Annotated in this window: 19 protein-coding genes and 4 pseudogenes; 18 read left to right on the forward strand and 5 right to left on the reverse strand. The window is 48.1% G+C overall.

Annotated elements, in window-relative coordinates; genetic code table 11:
- From G614_RS32160 to G614_RS0111785, 5 genes and pseudogenes are all read left to right on the forward strand, one after another.
- A pseudogene (locus tag G614_RS32160) lies at window positions 1-263 on the forward strand (maturase); the annotation flags it as partial.
- Window positions 264-541: 278 nt separating this feature from the next.
- Entirely contained in the window at window positions 542-1,174 is a 633-nt protein-coding gene (locus tag G614_RS0111770) for a TetR/AcrR family transcriptional regulator (protein WP_027642102.1), read from the forward strand.
- 35 nt (window positions 1,175-1,209) lie between these two features.
- Entirely contained in the window at window positions 1,210-2,430 is a 1,221-nt protein-coding gene (locus G614_RS0111775) for a TolC family protein (protein WP_027642103.1), read from the forward strand.
- A gap of 30 nt (window positions 2,431-2,460) precedes the next feature.
- A complete protein-coding gene (locus tag G614_RS0111780) occupies window positions 2,461-3,660 on the forward strand; it encodes a TolC family protein (RefSeq protein WP_027642104.1) in 1,200 nt (399 codons plus the stop codon).
- A gap of 241 nt (window positions 3,661-3,901) precedes the next feature.
- A complete protein-coding gene (locus G614_RS0111785) occupies window positions 3,902-4,156 on the forward strand; it encodes an HPr family phosphocarrier protein (protein WP_027642105.1) in 255 nt (84 codons plus the stop codon).
- A gap of 95 nt (window positions 4,157-4,251) precedes the next feature.
- Here G614_RS0111785 and G614_RS0111790 read toward each other — a convergent pair whose 3' ends face one another.
- The gene (locus G614_RS0111790; RefSeq protein WP_027642106.1) at window positions 4,252-5,811 is read right to left on the reverse strand and encodes a BCCT family transporter; all 1,560 of its coding nucleotides are present in this window, start codon (window positions 5,809-5,811) and stop codon (window positions 4,252-4,254) included.
- Window positions 5,812-5,997: 186 nt separating this feature from the next.
- Here G614_RS0111790 and G614_RS0111795 point away from each other — a divergent pair, with 186 nt between their 5' ends.
- Together G614_RS0111795 and G614_RS0111800 are read left to right on the forward strand one after the other, a co-directional pair.
- Complete coding sequence (locus tag G614_RS0111795; RefSeq protein WP_027642107.1) at window positions 5,998-6,546, forward strand: hypothetical protein; 549 nt, start codon at window positions 5,998-6,000, stop codon at window positions 6,544-6,546.
- Between the two features lie 24 nt (window positions 6,547-6,570).
- Window positions 6,571-7,671, forward strand: a complete 1,101-nt coding sequence (locus tag G614_RS0111800) for a ComEC/Rec2 family competence protein (RefSeq protein WP_027642108.1) — start codon at window positions 6,571-6,573, stop codon at window positions 7,669-7,671.
- Between the two features lie 79 nt (window positions 7,672-7,750).
- Here G614_RS0111800 and G614_RS0111805 read toward each other — a convergent pair whose 3' ends face one another.
- Window positions 7,751-8,743, reverse strand: coding sequence for a zinc dependent phospholipase C family protein (locus G614_RS0111805; protein WP_027642109.1), 993 nt, complete (start codon window positions 8,741-8,743; stop codon window positions 7,751-7,753).
- 171 nt (window positions 8,744-8,914) lie between these two features.
- Between G614_RS0111805 and G614_RS0111810 the strand changes: the two genes are divergently transcribed.
- The 3 genes from G614_RS0111810 to G614_RS27335 all read left to right on the forward strand — a co-directional run bounded on the left by G614_RS0111810 (window position 8,915) and on the right by G614_RS27335 (window position 11,631).
- A complete protein-coding gene (locus tag G614_RS0111810) occupies window positions 8,915-10,312 on the forward strand; it encodes an alanine/glycine:cation symporter family protein (protein ID WP_027642110.1) in 1,398 nt (465 codons plus the stop codon).
- Between the two features lie 4 nt (window positions 10,313-10,316).
- On the forward strand, window positions 10,317-10,484 hold the full coding sequence (locus G614_RS31725; protein ID WP_162142752.1) for a hypothetical protein: 168 nt from the start codon (window positions 10,317-10,319) through the stop codon (window positions 10,482-10,484).
- Between the two features lie 457 nt (window positions 10,485-10,941).
- On the forward strand, window positions 10,942-11,631 hold the full coding sequence (locus G614_RS27335) for a hypothetical protein (protein ID WP_242828072.1): 690 nt from the start codon (window positions 10,942-10,944) through the stop codon (window positions 11,629-11,631).
- Window positions 11,632-11,769: 138 nt separating this feature from the next.
- Here G614_RS27335 and G614_RS32705 read toward each other — a convergent pair whose 3' ends face one another.
- Window positions 11,770-12,339 carry a tyrosine-type recombinase/integrase gene (locus tag G614_RS32705; protein ID WP_330366865.1) on the reverse strand — a complete coding sequence of 190 codons (570 nt, stop codon included), beginning with the start codon at window positions 12,337-12,339 and terminating at the stop codon, window positions 11,770-11,772.
- 252 nt (window positions 12,340-12,591) lie between these two features.
- Between G614_RS32705 and G614_RS31730 the strand changes: the two genes are divergently transcribed.
- The 8 genes and pseudogenes from G614_RS31730 (at window position 12,592) to G614_RS0111860 (ending at window position 17,332) form a co-directional block, all read left to right on the forward strand.
- Window positions 12,592-12,948 carry a hypothetical protein gene (locus tag G614_RS31730; protein ID WP_162142749.1) on the forward strand — a complete coding sequence of 119 codons (357 nt, stop codon included), beginning with the start codon at window positions 12,592-12,594 and terminating at the stop codon, window positions 12,946-12,948.
- 253 nt (window positions 12,949-13,201) lie between these two features.
- Window positions 13,202-13,318 carry a putative holin-like toxin gene (locus G614_RS35020; protein WP_420341525.1) on the forward strand — a complete coding sequence of 39 codons (117 nt, stop codon included), beginning with the start codon at window positions 13,202-13,204 and terminating at the stop codon, window positions 13,316-13,318.
- Window positions 13,319-14,053: 735 nt separating this feature from the next.
- Window positions 14,054-14,197 carry a hypothetical protein gene (locus G614_RS31260; RefSeq protein WP_155245043.1) on the forward strand — a complete coding sequence of 48 codons (144 nt, stop codon included), beginning with the start codon at window positions 14,054-14,056 and terminating at the stop codon, window positions 14,195-14,197.
- A 520-nt stretch (window positions 14,198-14,717) separates the two neighbouring features.
- On the forward strand, window positions 14,718-15,020 hold the full coding sequence (locus G614_RS0111845; protein WP_027642112.1) for a hypothetical protein: 303 nt from the start codon (window positions 14,718-14,720) through the stop codon (window positions 15,018-15,020).
- A pseudogene (locus G614_RS0111850) lies at window positions 15,021-15,491 on the forward strand (IS1380 family transposase); the annotation flags it as partial.
- A 225-nt stretch (window positions 15,492-15,716) separates the two neighbouring features.
- Window positions 15,717-15,846: pseudogene (locus tag G614_RS29945) on the forward strand (abortive phage infection protein); the annotation flags it as partial.
- Window positions 15,847-15,995: 149 nt separating this feature from the next.
- Window positions 15,996-16,911 (forward strand): annotated as a pseudogene (locus tag G614_RS34395) (PDDEXK nuclease domain-containing protein).
- Window positions 16,904-17,332, forward strand: a complete 429-nt coding sequence (locus tag G614_RS0111860; protein WP_027642114.1) for a hypothetical protein — start codon at window positions 16,904-16,906, stop codon at window positions 17,330-17,332. The pseudogene G614_RS34395 and the gene G614_RS0111860 overlap by 8 nt, the downstream one beginning before the upstream one ends.
- 1,275 nt (window positions 17,333-18,607) lie before the next feature.
- Here G614_RS0111860 and G614_RS0111880 read toward each other — a convergent pair.
- Together G614_RS0111880 and G614_RS0111885 are read right to left on the reverse strand one after the other, a co-directional pair.
- Complete coding sequence (locus G614_RS0111880; protein ID WP_027642116.1) at window positions 18,608-19,951, reverse strand: amidohydrolase; 1,344 nt, start codon at window positions 19,949-19,951, stop codon at window positions 18,608-18,610.
- Window positions 19,952-19,966: 15 nt separating this feature from the next.
- Window positions 19,967-21,682, reverse strand: a complete 1,716-nt coding sequence (locus tag G614_RS0111885) for an adenine deaminase C-terminal domain-containing protein (protein ID WP_027642117.1) — start codon at window positions 21,680-21,682, stop codon at window positions 19,967-19,969.
- Window positions 21,683-21,699: the final 17 nt, after the last annotated feature.

Raw genomic sequence — 21,699 nt, forward strand, 5'->3', positions numbered from 1 at the left:
TGATGGAACAGACGGATGAGTGGCTGCGCCACAGAATCCGAGCGGTGTACTGGAAACAATGGAAGAAGGTACGCACAAGATATAAAATGTTGCGGGCGTTACATTTACCAGAGTGGAAGGTGCATGAGATGGCGAACTGCCGAAAGGGAGTGTGGAGAGCGGCGGGAATGCTCAACTCGGCACTCACCAAAAGAATCATAGTGGACAGACTTGGTTATCCCGATATGACTGCCCACTATTTGAAAGTCCGAGTAAACTATTGAACCGCGTAGTACCGAACGGTACGCTACGTGGTGTGGAAGGGGAGGTTAAAATCTCCCCTATCCGATGCGCTATGCGGTTTTGAGAGGTATTATATATGGAGATATAAGGCAGGGGGAATTCCAGCACTTTCTGTTTATGGAAATTTAATTCTTCCTTTCTTGACAATCCATGGCATATGTGTTTATAATTGGGTTCGTGACATATTGTCATAAGTGACATTATGTCACTAAGAGGAATATGATTGTATCATACAAAAGAGGGCTAGGAGGCTGGATTCATGCCTACACAACGATTTTTGAAACTAAAGGAAGAGAAGAAGCAGGCAATACTGGAGGCAGCGGTCCACGAATTCTCAAGGGTTCCCTATTCATCTGCATCCATCAACCAGATTATCAAGGAGGCAGACATATCCAGAGGAAGCTTTTATACATATTTTGAAGATAAGGATGACCTGATGCGGTATATGCTAAGAGGCTTCAGGGATAACTGCCAGGAGAGAATCTTCAGAACCCTGAAGGAGCAGAGGGGGAATCCCTTTGGAACCGCCCTTAAGCTTCTGGAGGCAGTGGTGGATGAGGACCATGGCGGTCTGGGCTATAAGATGTACAGGAACATGCTGTCGGATTTAAGTGTGGTGGACCAGAACCATTTATTTGGAATCAAGGGCTTTTTGCTTCAGGATGAGTTCTATGGTGAGTTCGTTCAGAAGCTTTATGAAGGGATTGACAGGGAACGTTATCCCATTAATGAAGGGACCCTGGCATATCTGGTGGACATGGCCATGCTTATTATCATCAGAGCCGTAACGCTGTATTATAAGAATGTGGTGGACCGGGAAAAACTTCTGGAAGTGTCAAAGAAGGAAATGCTCATATTGGAATACGGTGTCTGCCGGAACATCGGAAGCTGACGTGAAAGGGAAACACAGAAAAGAGGAGAGAAGATATGAAAAATTTAAGGAACAGGAAATATGGGTACAGGGCTGCTGCTGTTCTGTCAGCCATCACCATGGCCGGGGCAATGCCCATGACATCATTTGCAAGGAATGCAAGCAAGCCGGATGATGCCCATGTTATCGCAGAGCCTCCTGCACCGGACATTAACAAGGATTTAAGCCCTGAATTTGCATACAGCGAGGATAAATGGGCGTCCCTCAGGGATAATGTGCTGGAATTCGGGGAGTTAAAGGATTTAGTGCACGAGTACAACCCAACGGTCCGCAGCAACCGGTCTACCTATAAGGATCAGAAGGGCAAGGACCTGAATGCGGCTTACGATGATTATATGGATGACATTGATGCCATCTGGAATAATGCAGACAGCGACGATGACGTGGCATGGGCCACTGCCAGGTTCCAGGTTGGCGTGCTCCAGCAGCAGGCTGACAACAACTATCAGGATGCCGACATGGAAAAGATTCAGTATGACCAGACAGAGGCAGGACTTGTGTATCAGGCCCAGCAGCTCATGGTGACCTATGAGCAGTCACGGTATAATATGGAAAACCTTGAAAGTGCAAGGAATCTTCTGCAGGCCCAGTACGAGGCAACTGTGGCCCGTCAGGCCGCCGGCATGGCAACCCAGGCAGATGTGCTGAGCGCATTAAAGAGCGTACAGGACCAGGATACGGCCATTTTGTCTGCACAGAAGTCTGCTGACAATGTCCACAGAAGTCTTTGCCTGATGCTGGGATGGGCGGTGGACGGACAGCCTGAGATTAGGGATGTGCCGGAGCCGGATTTGAACCGGATTGCTTCCATGAATCCTGAAGCTGATATGGAGACTGCCATTGCAAACAATTACGATGTGAAATATTATGAGAAGAAGGCCGGTAACCTGACCAGCCAGTATCTGATTGAGTCCAATCAGGCACAGCTTCAGGATGCAAAGAATAAGGCGGCCAAATCTCTCAGGACCCAGTACAATACGGTGCTTACAAACCGGGATTCCCTGAACGCGGCCGTGATGGCCCTGGATGTTGCCTCCGTTAACCTGAACACGGCCACGGCCAGGAGGGCAGTAGGCGAAATTACAGAGCTGGAATACCAGAACGTGCTTAACAGCTATGTGTCCGCCAAGAACAGTGTGGAGACAGATAAGCTTCAGCTTCTGCTGGCTATGGAAGCCTATGATTGGAATGTAAAAGGTCTCACAACCTCCAATTAGGCCGGCTGAAAAGATAAGGAGGTTGAACAGATGAACATGAACAGACGAAAAGGCTTCATGGCTTTATCACTGGCAGCCGTGATGGCGGTGGGCAGTACAGGCGCTGCGCTGGCCGATGAGCCGGGTGTGGTACCGGGTGAGACGTACACAGAAGCCATGGCCCGGCTCCAGGACAGCCACATGGAGTACGATGAATTGACAGACCTTATTAAGAATTACTATGCTCCCATAAAAAGCGCATATTCCATGATTGATACCATGGAAGAGGACCAGGGAAGCATTGCAACAGCCATGCGCGTGGTGGCTGATGATTATATGTCCCAGGCAGACCAGCTGGCAGATGTCCTGGGCAGCGGGAATCCTGCGGTCATGCAGATAGTGGGAGGAGCCAGGATGCTGCGTTCCAGCGCAGGCTCCATGGATCGTTCCATTGAGCGCAGCAAGTCCAGCCGGAGCGTGGACCGCCAGGTGAACATGATTGTGTCCGGCGCGGAGACTCTGATGAACCAGTATGAGTATTACCTGGCTCAGAGGACCGTGGTAGCCAAGGCATTGGAGATAGCCCAGACAGCCCAGGCCATACAGCAGACCATGCAGGCCCAGGGGCTTGCAGTGGATGCAGACGTGCTTTCGGCGGCAGCCCAGCTGTCCTCGGCAAAATCCCAGCTGGAGAGTATAGATGCGGGAATTGACCAGATATATAAGACCCTTTGCTACTATACCGGATGGGATAAAGGCGCGGATACTGTCATTGGCCCGGTTCCGGCAGCAGACCCATCGGTTATCGGGACCCTGGATTTGGCATCTGACAAGGAAACCGCGGTGAACAATAACTACAGCCTGATCAGCATGCGGAGCGGTTCAGGGGCAGGAATGAGTGATTTCCAGGTCCGCACCACCAAAGGAATGACGCAGAAGGCCAACAAGATGCGTACCGTAGACTATTCAGAGGCCCAGCTCCGTTCTTATATGCAGACATTGTATGACACCATACTGGAGAAAAAGGCAGCCTATGATTCAGCTTCCACTGCTTACCAGAGCGCCCAGCTCACGTGGAATGCAGCTCAGATTCAGAGGCAGAATGGCACGCTGAGCCAGATTCAGTTCATGCAGCAGGAGCTGGCGTATCTCCAGGCTCAGTCCGGGTTTAAGTGTGCAGACCTGAATCTTCAGCAGGCACTGCGCAATTATCAGTGGGCTGTAAAAGGCGTCAGCGTAAGCGCCGGTTAAATGTAAATTACAGGAAAACCCTATTTTTACCAGTTTTGTTACATTTGCAACAAAATGGCGGTGAAAATAGGGTTTTTCTCTGACTTTTAGTTCTAAATTTACAAAAACTATATAAAATTAGTGCGCTAATCTCTTGAATTTAGAGAAAAAAAATGTTATTCTAAATACATAGGGGCATGTATAATTATTCAGAGGAGGGGGGTAACAAGTAGTCGGTTTTGTTTTGAATTGAGGTGATTCTATGTTAACGAAACAAGTTGACAGCAGGGAACGGGTCTTTAGGCCAATCCCCATTTCTTATTTGATTCAGACGGCAAATCAATTTGACTGCGATATTTTTGTCACCAGCGATAAGTATACAGCGAATGTCAAGCAATACGACGAGGTAAAGAATCTTAGAATGACAGGTTTTCTGACTTTTTACTTTAAGGGAAGTGACGAGACAGAGGCCGAGGACAGGATTCAGAAGATTCTGTGGGAGGATAATGAAGGATAAGGAGAGTACATAATTATGTGTGTACAAAATTAAACGAGGACAGGGAGACCGGTCCTCGTTTATTGCTTTATGATTTTTGCTGTGATTCAATTACATCATTCAATGTTCCGCGTTCCGGAATTCTCTTTGTCCAGGTAGTGCCTGGCGTCCTTGAAAAAGCCCCATACAATCAATACAATGATGAAACCAATGGGAAAGGCTGCAATGATGGATACGGTCTGCAGGTTAGCCATGGAGTTCTCTGCGAAAATCAGGGCTATGGGCAGCAGCATCAGAAGTATGGCCCAGAACAGCTTTACCTGCTTGCGGGGTTCCTCCTCAGCGCCCAGGGACTTATAGGAGTATGAGCTGGCTACCATGGTCAGAGCGTCAAAGGATGTGGCATAAAAGGCAATCATGGTAATGGCCAGAAGAACCAGCCCGGCCTTTGCCAGAGGCATTGTCTCAAATATGGAGATGATGGCCTGGTACAGGTCCCCGGTTTTGGCATAGACACCCATCAGGTCCAGCTTTCCGTGCATCTGCAGTCCCAGCCCGTAATTGCCCAGGATGATGAAGGATGTAAAGGTGCCTGAGAGACCGAAGAAATAGCCTCCAAGCACAGTCTGGCGGATGGTCCTTCCCTTGCTGATGGTGCCGATGAAGAATGGGGTGGCAACACACCATACCATCCAGTAAGCCCAGTAAAAGATGGTCCAGTTCTGGGGGAAGGAGGAGGTGCGCATGGCATCGGTCCAGGTGGCCATGCCCACGAAGTTCTGTACCATATTCCCCACCGCGGTGATGCCTGTCTCGATGATATAGCGTGTCTCGCCTCCGCACAGAAGGAAATAGGCCAGCAGTCCGAAGAACAGGTACACGCAGGAGGCTGCCAGTTTGGCAATGCCCTGCATGCCGAAGTATACGGCCATGGTATACACCACGCAGATGATGACCAGGATGCCGATGGTCAGGAAATTATTCTCAGGCATGCCTAACACACGGCTTATGGCCATGGAGAGAAGGGGCGTTGCCAGGGAAAATGTGGTGGCAGTGCCTGCCAGAAGGGCAAATACCGCTGTCAGGTCAATGAGTTTTCCCAAGAGACCGTCCACCCGTCTGCCCAGAAGCGGCCGGCATGCCTCGGAATACTTTTGTTTGCTCCGCTTACGCACATGAAGCATGAAGCCAAAGGACACAGCCAGAATAATGTAAAAGCTCCAGGGAATGGGGCCCCAGTGAAACAGGGGATAGGTGGATGCCCAGTCCTGCATGGCGCCCATGTCCGTGATATGGGGCTCGCCTGCGTAGAGCATCCACTCGCACAGGGAGTAGAAAAGTATGTCGGCAGCCAATCCCGCCGTAAACATCATGGAACCCCACTGGAAGGAGGAGTACTGCGGCTTTTCAGGATTCCCCAGCTTTATCTTGCCGTAGCGGGAAAATGCCATGTACAGGGAGCAGATTAAGGCGCCCAGTCCAAGGAGCAGATAATAGCTTCCTAACTGGTCTCCCAGAAAAAAGCGCACAGACCCAAGTACCTGAGAGGAGGCGTCCGGGAATATCATAAACAGGGAACAGAGGGCCAGTATGGTCACAAAGGGAATGATGGTTGTGACCCGGTCCAGCCTATTCTTTAATGCGGTATCTATACTGCTGTTTTTATCTTGCTTCATGGCTGTATCCTCCTGAATGTTCAAAAAATTGTTAAAATGAATTATATTGAACATATTATCATCAGTTACTGGAAAAATCAAGAGGAACTTGTAAAAACATCAATAATTTTGTAAGAAAAAAGGACTGTTAAATTATTGTAATCTTAGCTATAATAGTAACGTTGACAAAAGGAGGATTACCATATCATGAGAAAATTAAAGAAGTTATCATTGATATTATTAGCTTCAGCGGCCCTGCTTTGCGGTTGTACTCAGAGCAACATTGTTTCTCCCAGTAACGGTGTGGTTCAGGGGGACGGACAGCCTGACCTGGAGGTTGATAAAAATATTAACATTGACTGGCAGGAGGTAAGGGAAGACCTCAGGGATCAGTTCCTGGATCCTTACGGCGAGTTCGCTGATTATGTGCTGGATCTGGATGCCAAGTATGACGCCGGCAGCAGCAGGTTAGTTGTCCTGCTTCCCGTGACCCATAAGACCACAGGTGACATTGCTGTGATTTATGGTCAGGAGGTGCTGAAGGCAGTGGGTACCTATGTTGCGGAGCAGAACTTCTATTATGAAGCTCCTGACCTGGAGGATACGGACAGCACCTACTATGGCAGTTACTTTGACGAGCACGACGTGCTTGTGCAGGTGTTCCCTTATGACAAAGAGGGGGATGAAAGCGCATACCTGGTGAATGACGTTATGAAGGCAGGGGAACAGAGAGAGCTGACAGCTCAGATTCAGTAAAGAAATGATTAAGGAGATATTGGGATGAGGATTGACAGATACTGGAAACAGGCCGCCGCCGGACTGCTGGCCATCATGACACTGACAATGACCGGAGGGAACCTGGACAGCCTGGCCATGACCAACTCCCAGCCGTTAAAGGCCCAGGGACAGATGCTGTCCTCACCGGACAAAATTATCATCAGGGATGAAGGGGATAATGCCCAGTCATCCCAGGCAGCGGCTGCCAGCCAGCCGGTGATTCAGACTAAGGCTCAGATTGCCGCATTTGGGGAAGTTACCACTCCAAAGACAGATACCACTTCCCTGTTTGGGGCCGGCCGTCTCACCATGCTGGCCAATCATGACACGGCAGCCCAGCTTCTGTCGGTCATCATCGAGACAGGAGAGGGCGGTCTCATCGTAGTGGACGGAGGCTGGACCAATAACGCGGATTATCTTCTGAACCAGATTAAGCAGAAGGGCGGTCACGTCCAGGCATGGCTGCTGACCCACCCTGATTCAGACCATGTGGGAGCATTGGCAGACATTCTGTACAAGCATAACGGAGAGATTACCATTGACGGTATCTACTACTCCTTTGCAGAGGACAGCTGGTATGCTGAGAAGGACCCTGAGGTTGCCAAGATGGTGGCCTATATCAAGGGAGCCTTTGGTCTGGTGCCTCAGAATATCCTTCACGGGGATATTGTATCAGGACAGGTCATCCAGGCAGGTCCTGCCAAGATTCAGGTATTGAATCAGGCATATAAGATGAACAATGACTTTGTCAATAACAGCAGTGTGGCCTATATGGTATCCCTGAACGGGACAAACACCGTGTTCCTGGGAGATTTGGCTAAATCAGGCGGCGAGCAGCTGATGGCCGACCATGATCTGAGCGCCCTTAAGTGCGATATCGTCCAGGTGGCCCACCACGGACAGAACGGCGTAGGCTATGAGGTCTACAAGGCGTTAAGGCCCAGCGTTGCCCTATGGCCCACCCCCCAGTGGCTGTGGGATAATGACAACGGCAGCGGCTCCGGAAGCGGTATCTGGCTTACACAGGAGACAAAGAACTGGATGGTCCGCCTTGGCGTGAATGCAAATTACTGCATCAAGGACGGGGACCAGGTGATCGAATAAAGCGTGAAATAAACGGCGGCAAAAAGCTGCGGCCCCTTTTCCTGAGAATTCAGGAAGAGGGGCCGCAGCTTTTTACTTCTTAATTATCCTTGTCATCTGCACAGGGAAGCCCGCTGTGGTAGGAATAATTCCCCAGCTCAGACAGCAGGTTTTCAAGGGCATTCAGCTTTAAGGGCTGTCCTGTCTCCAGCATGGAGTTAATCATGTAGAAGATGGTGCTCAGCTTCCCCAGGGACTGTCTGAACAGGTCGGGGAAGGAGGACTTGGAAGCAATGCTCTTATCCCATGGATTGCACCATGTCTCATGGTGCAGGTTCAGGCTCCAGGCCGGGTTCTCTACTGTATCAGTAACCAGCTTGCTGGAGGCCACCGGGTTCTTAAGGAACAGGGATTCAAAAAATGCAATCCTGTCCTTTTTCCTGCTGTTAGGGTCTGACAGAGTCCTGCATCCAAAACGGAGAGCCAGGATGGAGCGGTGTATCATGGGAGCCGTGACCTGGTACCGGTTCTTATAGCTCAACGGATAGAATGCCTCGTTGATGCAGTCTGACAGGAACTGGGAAATAAACTGGGTTTCCATTCCATTCAGACAGATGGTTGCTGCCTGGTTGAACTGGGATGGTTTCTTCCTCTTGTACTTCTGGAGAAGAAGGGCGTCGATGTCGTTCTCCAGCTTGGCGTGGAGTCCGTGGTAATAGGAACCCGGGTGGTTGACATCGTATTCAATGCGTCCGTAAACATAGGGGTGGCATATGGAGTCACCGATATAATGGCAGATAAAACCGCACATGTAGGCCAGGCCTTCTTCACGCTGCTGCCTGGAGCCGATTCGGGAAAGCTGCATGAAACAGCAACGGAAAAAGTAATTGACATGGTGTTCATGCATATAGGAACCTACATTGCGGTGGTCTCGATGGCGCAGGATGGGCAGGTTATAAAAAAACATGTCCGGCCCCTGGAGACCCAGCTGATAGAGCCACCGATACTTGGCAATGATAAACTTCAGATTGTTCTGAGGCATATCATTGTATGCTTTCATGCCCAAGACATAGTGAGTTGTAAATCCTGGCATCGGCATACCTCTTTTCTATTGGATTCTTGCAGTTGTTCCTACTTCATATTCTATCATAAACAACTATGAAATGCGAGCCGGAAACAAAAGAAAATTCCTTCCAGTGGTCATAGTCAGGGGAGCTTTGGAATAAGACATTTATAAGAAGTAAGCAGGGCAGGTTGTGCTCGGATGATGAATGTATTAGAGCAGGTCCACCAGATGGTGTGGGGGCCATGGACCCTTGTCATATTCCTTGGGGTAGGTATATTCTTTACCCTGAGATGTCATTTTTTCCAAATCAGGGGGTTTTTATTCTGGTGGAGCCGCACGGCAGGACGGCTCATATCAGGAGAAGCGTCCAGGAAGGAGGACGGGAACAAGACCGGAAAAGGAAAGGGAATCAGCCAGTTCCAGTCGGTCTGCACCGCGCTGGCGGCAACCGTCGGCACAGGCAACATAGCAGGGGTGGCAACCGCGCTGACAGCGGGAGGACCGGGCGCCCTGTTCTGGATGTGGGTATCAGCCCTGATCGGCATGATAACCGCTTATGCGGAAACCATGCTGGGAATCAGGTACCGGTACAGGGATAAGGATGGACATTACATATGCGGTCCGTTTATATATATGGAAAGGGGACTGGGGCTCAGGGGAATGGGAGTGCTGTACAGCTTCCTGTGCCTGATGAGCTCCCTTGGAATGGGCAGCATGGTCCAGGCCAACTCGGCAATCAGCACCATGGAATACACCTGGCATGTACCGGCCCTGGCAGGCGGACTGATATTTACCGGCCTTCTGGTGCTGGTCACCTGGGGAGGAATCCGCAGAATCGGAAATGTGGCTGAAAAGCTGGTGCCTGCGGCATCCGGAATCTATATCGCATTTTCCATGATTGTGATTTTATCCTGTCTGGAACAGATACCGGGAGCCCTGGTGTCCATGGTGTCCTCCGCATTCCTGCCTGAGGCAGCAGCAGGAGGGACCGCGGGATATGTAATCAGCCGTAGCGTGCGTTACGGTATCTCACGGGGAGTATTCTCCAACGAGGCCGGACTAGGCACGCTGGCCGTGCTCCACGGACCCACAGAGGGCACAACACCTCATGAGCAGGGGATGTGGGCCATGTTTGAGGTGTTTTTTGACACCGTGGTCCTGTGCACCCTTACGGCCCTGGTAATCCTGTGCATGACCGGTTCCAGCCCGGAGACAATACCTTATGAGGGAGCAGCCCTTGCGGCCTGGTGTTTCAGCAGACGCCTGGGAATTGTAGGGGAATATCTGGTCAGCGGCTCCATGGTGGTATTTGCCTTTGCCACTATCATGGCCTGGTTTTATCTGGGGAGGCAGGCTGCTGCCTATTTCATCAGGGGATGCGGGTTCGGGGAAAATGCGCAGCGCATGTTTTCGGCCAAGGTATATCCTCTTCTGTTTATCGCAGCCGTATTTTTAGGAAGTGAGGCCAGGCTGGGCCTGGTTTGGCTGCTGTCAGACGTATGGAACGGACTCATGGCCTTCCCCAACCTGACAGCCCTGCTGTTTTTATCCAGAGAGGTGACTCTGCCGGAGGGGTTTTTAAGAAGGCGGGATTAAGGGGATGGTTAATGTTCCAAATCAAAGAGGGGAAACAGGGGCAGGATTCAACTCTGCCCCGGAGCATAGACAAATGAAAAAACGCACCATCCTGGGGATGATACGCCTTCTGGAAAAAAGTATTTTAAAAGGGAGGAGAGCTGATAAATTCTTATCAGCTCGAGTATTATGAAAAAATCTTGTAAGCGTTTTTGGTGTAGCAACTCTTGTTGTTTGCTATGGTTAAAGTATATAGCTCAAACATGAAGAAATAATGTTATTTGTGTAAAAGGTTTTTGAATGAAATATGAACGAAGTGTGAATGCGCAAAGGGGACTTGTTGTTTCCTTCCCACCGGCTCTCAACCTTTTATCCATGAAGCCTGTCAGAGTTTGGACAGGGAGAGTATCAGTTTGTAAGCCCGGTCGATATTCGGAAAGATTATTTTGATGTAGAGTGGGCCACAGACTTTGTGTTGCACCTTGCAGATGGGAGCGTTGGAATCCGTGAGGTTGTTTCGGAAGCTATGTTATCAAAGAGAGCGAACATTGAGAAGTTGGAATTTTCAAGACGGTATTGGTCTGGTTCTAAATCTGTTAAGGATTGGAAAGTTGTACTCATAGAGAAAGGAGCGTAAAGAAATTTACATCATGGACAAACAGGTACGGAATGAGAAAATCAAGGAAATTGCAGAGCGTGAGGAAACCACAGTAAAGCGGATACAGAAATTATATTTCCGTCATCTTGCAGGGCGGTCGCTGGTGGAGGAAAGGAAGCTGCCAGAAAAGCAGGAGACACAGGAGCAGAAAGATTTTCGATGGGCGGTTGATACGTTTTACTATTCCGCAAAGAAAATGAGTTTGCGAAGTGCCTACGATATGATGTTGCTTTCCAGATACACGAACGCAGACGGACGGTTAATGGAGAATCACCCATCATGGCACTGTTTCCGTCATTACTTCTATGAGGGTGGCTATAACGTAAAATCCAGATCAACAATCGCCAGAAACGGATTGACTGATTACCAGAGAAACAAACGCCCTCTTTTTGGTTCTGCTATGAGTTGGAGGGATAAAATTGGAGCGTTTCAGATGGACGCAACACAGGCAGATATTTACCTTGTGTCGAGCGTTGATAAGTCGGCTGTAATCGGACGTCCTAATATCTATATGGCGGTTGATACTACTACACAGTTAATTGCCGGAATCTATGTGGGACTAGATGCAGGAGAACAGGCAGTAATAAACTGCCTTGCAAATGCAGCCACAGACAAGGTTGAGTTTTGCCAGAAATACGGAATTGATATTAAACCGGATGAATGGCCGAACACGGGCATATGACAAAAGAGGAACTTTTCAAGACAGCAAAAGAAACTGTACTCCACGACCGTGTGTTTACGAGTTTGACGGAACTGCTTTGAAAATGGCTGGTGACAGTCTGAAACTGGAAAAAGATGGACTTGCAAACACAATTATACATCACAGATCAAGATAAATTGACTTATACAAAATTTTAAAAGAGGTACAAACACATGAACAATAGAGATGCCACTCAATCCATGAAATTCTGATAGTACCAAAATCAGAAATGGACGATGTGTCAGAAAAAAGGACAATAAGATTAAGGAACTCACAAAGAAGCTGGAGACAGGCGTGCCCACAGACTGATTGAGCGTGGAGCACCGAAGGGAACAGATAACTTTCAGGTTCTGTTTTGATAACCATCGCAATGCAGTACTTTTCCAGCATCGTTGTTAAAGCTGCATCCATCGGGACAATACGCTGCCTGCCGTTCTTGGCGTGACGGATCAGGATAGTCATGCGGGAAAAATTTACGTCTTTTACTCTTGCGGAAAGCGGTTCCCCCAATCGGAACCCGCAGCCCAGGAGCAGCCGTAGCAGCATACAGAATTCCATATCTGTCTGACGTATTTTCAGATCAGCATGCTTGTCAGCCCAGTTCTCAGCATTGGCTAACAGCATTTGTATTTCCTCGTCCGAAAAAATATATGGGATATAGCTGTCTGGCGTTTTGGGGCAGTCAGGCATAAAAACGCTGTAGCCTTTATACCGGAGATGCCTTAAAAATTTTCGGAGACAGCTTACCTTGTCGCTGACTGTTTTGGGAGCATTAGTCTGGATAAGCCTGCCTATCCAGCGGCTGACTGTCTTTTCTGTGATTCCACTGGCATTTTCCTCTGTCAGCAGTACATCAAACGAAAGCAGATCGCCTATGCTTACGAATGGTTGGCTCTCTCTGCCGCTGTCACTTCCAGCCAGAATCAGATAAAAGACGAGGCGGTGATTGCAAAAGTCTACTCCGATTCTATGCTCCAGGTCACAGCCGCCCTTGAAAACTTCATGAAATCCCTGGAAGTTAAAAAGCAGGAGTTGGAGGTATGCAATCCGTTCCTGAATCAGCGACGTAAAGAACTCATAGAGGAAATCGCAAGGACTGAAATGGAGATTCAATCCCTATATGACCGCAGGGACAAAATTTTCAAAGCATACAAAGCAGAACCTACCGACCCAATTTTTCTAGAAGTCATAGAGGATAAGAAACAGAGAATCGCTTTTCTAAAAGGTGAACAAACCAAAATCAACACAGAGTTTTGGACTTTGGTGGAGGAGAACGTGGGAGGACTTCACAAAAGGTAAGTTAAAAGAGCATTATCAAGAAAAATTCAATCAATCCATATGGGAGAAAGCAAAAGCACAGGCACCGGATATCCCGGAGGTGGAGGGAACTGGAATCAAAAATATAAAATCTTACAGACGATAAGAATTATAATTGAAAAACATATGTTCTTGTGCTAAAATGGATATTAGGAAAGCACTCACGACAGGAGTGGCAACCTCCCAACCCTAAGAAACCGGCTTGCCGGAATACATAGGAAAGGAGGTAGCGCCCATGACAGCATACGAGATTATTTCAATCTTCTTAGGGATATTGGCTTTGCTGATGTCCTTTGGTAGCTTGATTGTAGCGATTATCGCCTTTCTCGATAAGAGAAATAAGCGTAAATAAAATGCTCACCCTGTCTGTCCACAGAGTGAGCGGTGTCCATAAGGACATGTAGCGATTTACTTTGGGAGCATCCACTTTTGGAGTGGGTGCTTTCTTTTACACTTCTATTATAATCAATCCATCTATGAAATTCAAGTGATTCTTAAAAAATCCTCATTAAATCCTCACGCCGGCGAGAGCAATCCACCTGTTTTTCACCTCATATCCACTAAAACCGCCCTGTTTTCCAGCCGCCGCCCACGAAGCAGCCCTTGAATGAATTGTCAGTCGGCTTATAATATTTCTTCCATAAATCAGATAATATACGCTTTCTTAAAAACTGTCTGATTCTGGTAGATGTTCACGGACTTTTACTACTTGTATGCAGAATACAGAAAATCTATCCATCAAAATCAACGGCTCCTTTATACAGCTGCTATTATTTATAGAAGAAAGTACTTTGTTTCCAAGTTATTCTGAGGAGTAGCAGAATAGCAATTTTTCATCTTTGTGTAGGTTGCACAGGCTCCCTAAAAGTCAATGCGCTTTTTGCCCTGACCTTATCAAAATAAAAAGTTTAGCTCTTTTAAAAATTGTCCGGCTATTAAGCCAGCGGGTCACCGCTGGGCCATCTAAACACAGCAAAATCAACGGCTCTACATAAAAATACACAGACACGAAGATGGATTTTCAGTGGTTCTCCCGGCTGTCCCTGGTCTTGTTACAATAGTAAAATTAGAGCGGCGCCAATATTTTATGAAGGAGGTGTTAGAGATAGAGCAGTACAACTACATGGAAAGTGAGGATATTGCGGACAACATTCTGGTGGAGGTTGAAAACCTGGACAATCGGCAACGTCTGGCCCTGCATGAAGTAATTCAAAAAATTAAACGGGATTAAGAAGCGGAAAAGACAGTTCAGCACATGAAATGGTAGCCTGTTTACGTAATCCGAAAGGGCTTGATATTTCAGAAAATTGTCACTGTTTATACATGGCTCTGCTTATGGCGGTACAGATATGTATAGATTCAGACGCAGACGAGGCCGTGTTAGCATTGACCAGTGCTTCGAGGGAGTGATATATCTACGGAAGAAGCCAGGGCAAACTATGCAGCATTTTGGATAAACCTGGTGATTTACCTGGATATTCGTGCGAGGGAGATGTTTGGTTTGGAAGAAGCATTTCTCTCATATTGTACCACTTATAAAGAAAAGTGTTTCAAAACAGAAAAAGGAGACATTTTCATGTGGGTGTCAGGCAAACACCACTTAATGAATATAGATACTCTGATGGAGGTAGCAGAAACACCAGAGGAGATAGAACTTGTCTCAAAAGTAATGATAAGGTATAGCAGACATTGCAAGGAAGGCTATTGGTTTGACGATATGAAAGAACCAGAACTTTCAATGGTATTGCTTCGTGCAGACTCAGGGCGGTGCCGGTTTTACAGCACCTCTTGCAGAACTGCCGCTTTTAGCTGAAAAGATTGATAATTTTTATAACAGTCATATCGTTACCTATGAACTTGCGGCTCAAAATCTGAAAGAGGCAGAAGAAAAGTCGCACAGAATCGTGTTAGAACCATATAAGACAGTGGGAGAGCAGGTACAGACCCTAAACAGGGCACAGTATTATGATATACTTTTCTTTGATGAATGTGTGTTTGGTGAAGGCGAGGGATATTACGATAGAAGCGGTACGATTCCATTCGGTATCATGTAGCATACCCCTGAGTTTTTACGGGAAACCATCCGTATGTGCAGGGAGATCACGGATGAACCGCTCCTGATCCGCCTTGATTCAGGAAACGATGCCGCAGAGAATATCGGTATCCTGGTGGAAGCGGGCTGTTATTTCATCATAAAACGCAACCTCCGCAGGGAAAGCAAAGAGGACTGGCTGCAGATGGCACAGGAATACAGCCAAGATATCGAAACTCCCCGTGAAGGGAAAACCGTCTATATCGGCAGCGACTGGAAACCGGTTTCCTATAAAACAGCGGATGATGCGGAAAAAACCATCACCGTCCGTGCCGGGTACGAGATCATAAACCGTACCATTGATAAATATGGCCAGTTCCTTCTGGAAGGCGACATTGAAGTCAATACCTGGTGGACAAACCTTGGAATGACTGACCGCGAAGTCATAGGACTCTACCATGCCCACGGCGAATGCGAGCAGTTCCATAGCGAGAACCTGTCCCTTCTGCCTTAAAAGCAACCCATTTTCCACGTTTTATCGAGCAAATTAGAAAGAAAAGCTGAAAAGGAAAACACCCGGAAACAACGTATTTACAAGGAAAATTCAACCTAAAGACCAATTCAAACAAAATTCAAGCTGTTTTTGTTCTTGCTCTTTGGCTGTGACAGTCTCAAATAGTGTGGCTGATCGAAAGCCGGAAAAAGAGCAGAGAACAAGGAGAACTTCCAAGAGGCGTTAAAAGCGTATGCCCGAAGAAAAGACAAAGACCTGCGGACTTTAATGCGGTATGCTGGGATGTTCCGGGTAGAAAAAAATTTTGCGGCTGTATTTGGAAGTGCTTTTATGATAAAGATGGAAAGGCAATTAAGGTCAGAACAGAGTGTACGGATAAATGATAGTTCCTATGCTATTTTACTTTCCCTTAAAAATAGGATATACTGATAATAAAAATACTCTGCCGCTAAATGCGGGCAGCTTTAGATAAGGAGTGTGTATATGGAAAATCAATTAACTCCAAACAGCTCAATGATTCTGGAAATTCGGGAATTACTGGAAAAATCAAGAAAAAATGTTGCCCAGCAGGTTAATACCCAGCTGCTGACAACTTACTGGCAGATTGGCCGGATTATCGTGGAATATGAACAGCAAAACCAGATTCGCGCAGAATATGGAAAACAAACATTAAGGGAGCTTTCCAAAGAACTGACGCGGGAATTATGACAGCAAGCGCAGTTTTTATGAGAAGGAATCCATCAATTCCGGCTGGTCCGTTCGGGAACTGAAACGCCAGATCGACAGCTCACTCTATGAACGGTTGCTTCTGTCCAGCGGTGACGCCAACAAGGAGAAAGTTCTCTCGTTGGCACAGAAAGGGATTGAGATCAGCCAGCCCGCCGACATCATCCGTGACCCCTATGTGTTTGAGTTTTTGGGTGTACCAGAAAACAAGCCTATGCTGGAGAGCGATTTGAAAAAAGCCCTTGTCGCACAGATTGAGAAGTTTTTACTGGAGCTGGGGCGCGGCTTTATGTTTGTTGGAACCCAGCAGCGTGTTACGCTGAACAATACCCACTATTATGTGGATATGGTGTTTTATAATAAGATACTTCGGGCGTATGTGCTGATTGAACTGAAAACAAAAAAACTGACGCCGGAGGCTGCCGGACAGCTCAATATGTACTTAAACTATTACGCGGCAGAAGTAAACGATCCGGACGACAACCCGCCTATTGGCATTATTCTCTGCACCGACAAAGACAGCATCGCTGCGGAATATGCTTTAGGCGGACTTTCCAACAATATTTTTGCATCCCGTTATGTCCTGTATATGCCGGATAAGGATCAGCTGATTGCTCAGGTTGAGGCTGTCTTGAAAAACTGGCATGAAAAGAATGATAACAGCCATGAATGAAAAAGAACTGATTAGTAAAGTACATTCATCTGTCTATCATCAATGCCAGCGGCGGGGCTATGCAGCTCCTGTAGATGTGCTGATGGAAGTTGGCGTTCTTCCAAAACCAAAATATGAGGACTGGCGGTTTGGACGTGTGGACTACTTGGAACGGGTCTGCACCGTCAATCTGCGGAAACTTTCTTTTATCATGCACCAGATACGGGTGTACGCGCAGAAAACCGGACTAAAGTCATCTTTCTGCTATTACAAGCAATGGGGCGTAAAAAAGAAAAACGGTCAGGGACACAAGCCGGTGATTCCACTGCGGTTCAGCAAAAGTGGGAATCCTGAAATCGAAAAATGGTATGCAACCCATTTTGTAGATAGCAAACGGATAGCAACTCTAAAAGCACAACAGAATATTGAAAATTCAGATTGATAAAAGGACAGCTCTCATGCAGCTGTCCTTTTGTTTATAACTTCTGGGAATCTCAATGAATGAGGGTCCATCTGACTAAATATCGAGCAGGAAAAGAACCGGATTCAGATCAATAAAAGGGGAGATGTTTTCCCGTCGGCAGTATTCATAGACAGCATAGGCATCATGAGCGGAATCCAGAAGGAGCTTTTCCATATGAAATTCCGGCAGATACGCTTTCATGGTGAAAAACGAGTGGAGAAAAGAAAGCATGTCGTGTCTGGAGGCCCGCTCTAAAAGAGGGAACACGGGAAGGTCGCTATGGGAATCGGAAGCCACATACATGTAGAGATGGCCAGCGTTCCAGCAGGGGAATGAGTTTTGAAGCCACGCTGGAAGAGTCGCAGGGAGTTTTCTCCCCTTTCTTCTTCCCTTTGGGAGGTTTCATTTTAGGGAACCGATCCTTTGGAGAAAGATTGTTGGAATCGCCTTTCCAAACTCGGGAAAAGAAATCATAAAAAGAACCGATTTGAGGAATTCGGATACGAAAGAATCCTGATAGAAAAAAGTGGGTGATTTTTTAAAATAGGGGTCTGAAAGCCTTATGAAATCAGGGCTCAAGATTCCGAGAAGTTATAATACATAGAAATAGGTAGCGCCTATGACAGCATACGAGATTATTTCAATCTTTATAGGGATATTAGCTTTCCTGATGTCCTTTGGTAGTCTGAATGTAGCGATTATCGCCTTTCTCGATAAGAGAAATAAGCGGAAATAAAATGCCCACCCTGTCTGATCCGCAGGATGGGCGGTGTCCGTAAGGACATATAACACCTTAATCTAGGAGCATCCACTTTTGGAGTGGGTGTTTTCTTTTTTACACCTCTATTATAATCAATCCACTCTATAAATTCAAGTAATTTCACACAAAATCCTTGAAAACTCACCCGCCAGCGTCACAAATCCGTCCATTTTCACCTCAAACCGCCCTCTTTCCTGGCCGCCGCCCACCAAGCAGCTCTTAAATTGAATGCTTTTTCAGGCAATTAATGGTTTAAGGCTGCGAATATATTGTGGACAATTCATTCTCAACAATGACTGTAAGCTGGCTTGCAATGCCGGCCAGGAAGACATCTGCTTTTGGGGTGATGTGATTATAGCCTGGCAGATGGGTTCCGTGTAATCGACCATGCGTTCAAACATCAATTCCAGGTAAGGGAGGAAGTTCTGTTTGAAGCGTGTGAAGAGCGGAGCATCAGGAACTTATACATGCATGTCAACACCTATTTGTTTCCCCTAAACCAGATTGCCCATATCACCAAAAGCAGTCTGATTCATTTCCTGCCGCAGGTCTTCCCTTATCTGCCGGAAATCCCGGGACACTAATTGCTTGTCCTTTACCAGACACCGGCCTGCCACGAACACATCCCTTACATTGTCTGCGCGCGCACTGTACACAAGGGCGGAATAAGGGTCGTATACGGGAAACATGTTGGGCGAATCCGTTTCCACCACCACCAGGTCCGCCTCTTTTCCCGGTTCCAGGGAGCCGGTTATCTTGTCCAGGCCTAAAGCCCCGGCTCCCCATATGGTTGCCATTGAGACTATATCCTTTGCAGGAAATACACTTCTGTTCCCGGTCTCATTTTTGTGGAAATTGGCGCAGAACCTCATCTGCGTAAATAAGTCCAAGGTGTTGCCGCTGGCCGGTCCATCCGTGCCAAGCCCCACTGCCAGCCCCTGTTCCAGCATGGAACTTACAGGCGCCACCCCTTTGGCCGCCTTGGTATTGGAACCGATGCAGTGGGCCACGCTGCTGCCGGACTTTGCCATCAGGCTTATATCCTGTTCTGTAAGGCGTATGCTGTGTGCGGACAAGGTATGGCTGTCAAGGACTCCCAACCGGTCCAGATATTCTATGGGCGTACATCCATATTGTTCCTTCAGATATGACATTTCATAATCCATCTCAGCCACATGAAGGGTAAATGGCACGCCATATCTATGATTTACCTGATGGATTTCCTGAAGCGTACTGCTGCTGCACGTTGTTGTTCCGTGAGGCGCAATGCAGCCCTTTATCCGCGGGTGGTTCCTGTAACGCTTAATCAACCACTCCCCCAGCGCAATGGCCTCCCGGGGCGTCCCCGCATCACAGGATGCTTCCTCCATTACGGTCTGGCCGGCAATCCCTCTGATTCCCATCTGGTCCATGACCTCTGCCACCGCATCCTCAAAGTAATACATATCCATGACCGTGGTGACACCGCTTAAAAGAAGCTCGCAAATAGCATACCTGCTGGAAAGGCTGGCCAGTTCCCGGTCCATTGCCCTGGACTCCATGGGCAGAAGGAAAACCCGAAGCCTGTCCTTGCAGTCATCCCCTAACCCCCGGAAGGGAATCATCCCCATATGGCAGTGTGTGTTCACCATGCCGGGCATGACAATGCCGTGTCCTGCATCTATGATGGAAATGCCCTCCTGCCTGCCATGTCCCCACTCCGTCATCCGGCGCCCCAGCGCTTCCATGGGGCCAACCTCTGATATCCTGCTGTCCTCCACGATTACATATCCGTCCGGATACATATCCATATTCCGGTTCATGGTAATAATGATGCCATTGGTGATGACTGTCTTCATCTGATAACAACTCCCTTATTCAATATACTCCTCAATGAGGGGAACCGGTTCCTGGGTCTTTACATCCAGCAGCCCGTAATCCGTCAGCTTCAGTTCCGGCGACACCGAAAGCCCAAGGGTGGACATGGACATGATTTCATTATTGTTTTCATATCCCATTTCCCTCATTGCCTGCCTGACCCTGCCCAAATCAGACGCCAGCTTCTCCACCGGACCGTCATATATGATTCCGCCCACAGGAAGCCTGGCCTCAGCTGTCACAAGTCCATGTTCTGCAGCCACATAACCGCCCTGCAGTTCCATGACCCGGTTCTGGGCCGCCGCCATATCCCTTTCACAGGTCCCCAGTACCAGCAGGTTATGGCTGTCGTGGGACCAGGTGGTCGCAATGGCCCCTTGTTTCTTTAAGGCGCCCTCCACCAGTCCAAAGGAAATGTTCCCGTTCTTCCCATACCGTTCAAACATCACTGCCAGGGAAAGCCCTGCTCCCTTCCAGCATATAAGGCCGTCTTTCACATCCAGCTCCCTGATTACCCTGGAGGTGAAGGTGCCGTGAGTCTGGATTTTCATCACATTGACTTTAACCTTAGAATACGGTTTATCTGTTTTCAGGTAAAAGTCCTCTTCCGATGCCCTGATACAGTTCACGGAGTGGTAAAATGCTTCAGGTATAGACGCATAACTTTTCCCATGCACCTTTCCCCGGCCCTCCCCATACACCAGCTTCCCCCGCTTGAACACCGCCGCCGGCTGAAAGTTTTCCAAATCCTTAAGCAGAACAAGGTCCGCCAGCTTTCCAGGCCCAATCATCCCCCGGTCATCCAGGTGCATCCTTCTGGACGGCGTATAGGTTGCGCAGTAGACTGCCTTTTCCACAGGCATCCCATTCTTGACCGCATGGCCCACTATCCGGTTTAACTGTCCCTTTAAAAGCTGGTCCGGCATGGTATCATCCGTGATAAGGGCCACATTTTCATAAAGACCATAACGGCAGACCGTGTCCACCACCTCCGGCGTAAGGGACTTATGCTGCAGTTCCATGAACATGCCCATATCGGTTTTCTCCAGCACGGATTCCGGCGTCTGCTGGGTATGGTCCGCATCCACCCCTTCATAGATAAAACGGCAAAGGTCCTCCCCGCTGATTTTGGGACAGTGGCCTTCAATCCGCATGCTGTCCCGGATTCCTTTCCCCCTGCAGATACCCACCAGCCGTTTGATTAACGTATCCCCATCCAAGGTCAGTTCCTTAAAATTCATGACTTCCCCAAGGCACAGTACCCTGCTGTCACCAGCCAGTTCCCTGACTTCCTGTTCCCCAATCCCTGCGCCGGATGTCTCCAGGCTTTCATTGGTTGCGGGCACACTGGAGGGGATGGCATAGAATATATCCAGCAATGTCTCCTGTCCCATGAACCACCTGATACCGTCCATACCGAATACATTGGCAATCTCATGGGCATCCGCCACCACGGTCGTAACGCCGTAAGGCAGGGTGATACGGGAAAATTCTGCCGGATACGTCATGGAACTCTCAATATGCATATGGATATCAACCAGCCCAGGAATCATATACATCCCGCTGCCGTCAATTATTGTTGCGTCCGGATAGCAAATCGCAGGGGAAACCCCGTAAATCTTTTCCCCTGCAACCGCAACATCCCTTTTCTCAAAGCACTGCCTGTATGTCAGGAAGACCCAGGCGTCCTTTACCACGAAATCAACCTTCATAGCCACTCTCCAGGGAT

The sequence above is a fragment of the [Clostridium] clostridioforme AGR2157 genome, from assembly GCF_000424325.1.
Taxonomy (GTDB): domain Bacteria; phylum Bacillota; class Clostridia; order Lachnospirales; family Lachnospiraceae; genus Enterocloster; species Enterocloster clostridioformis_A.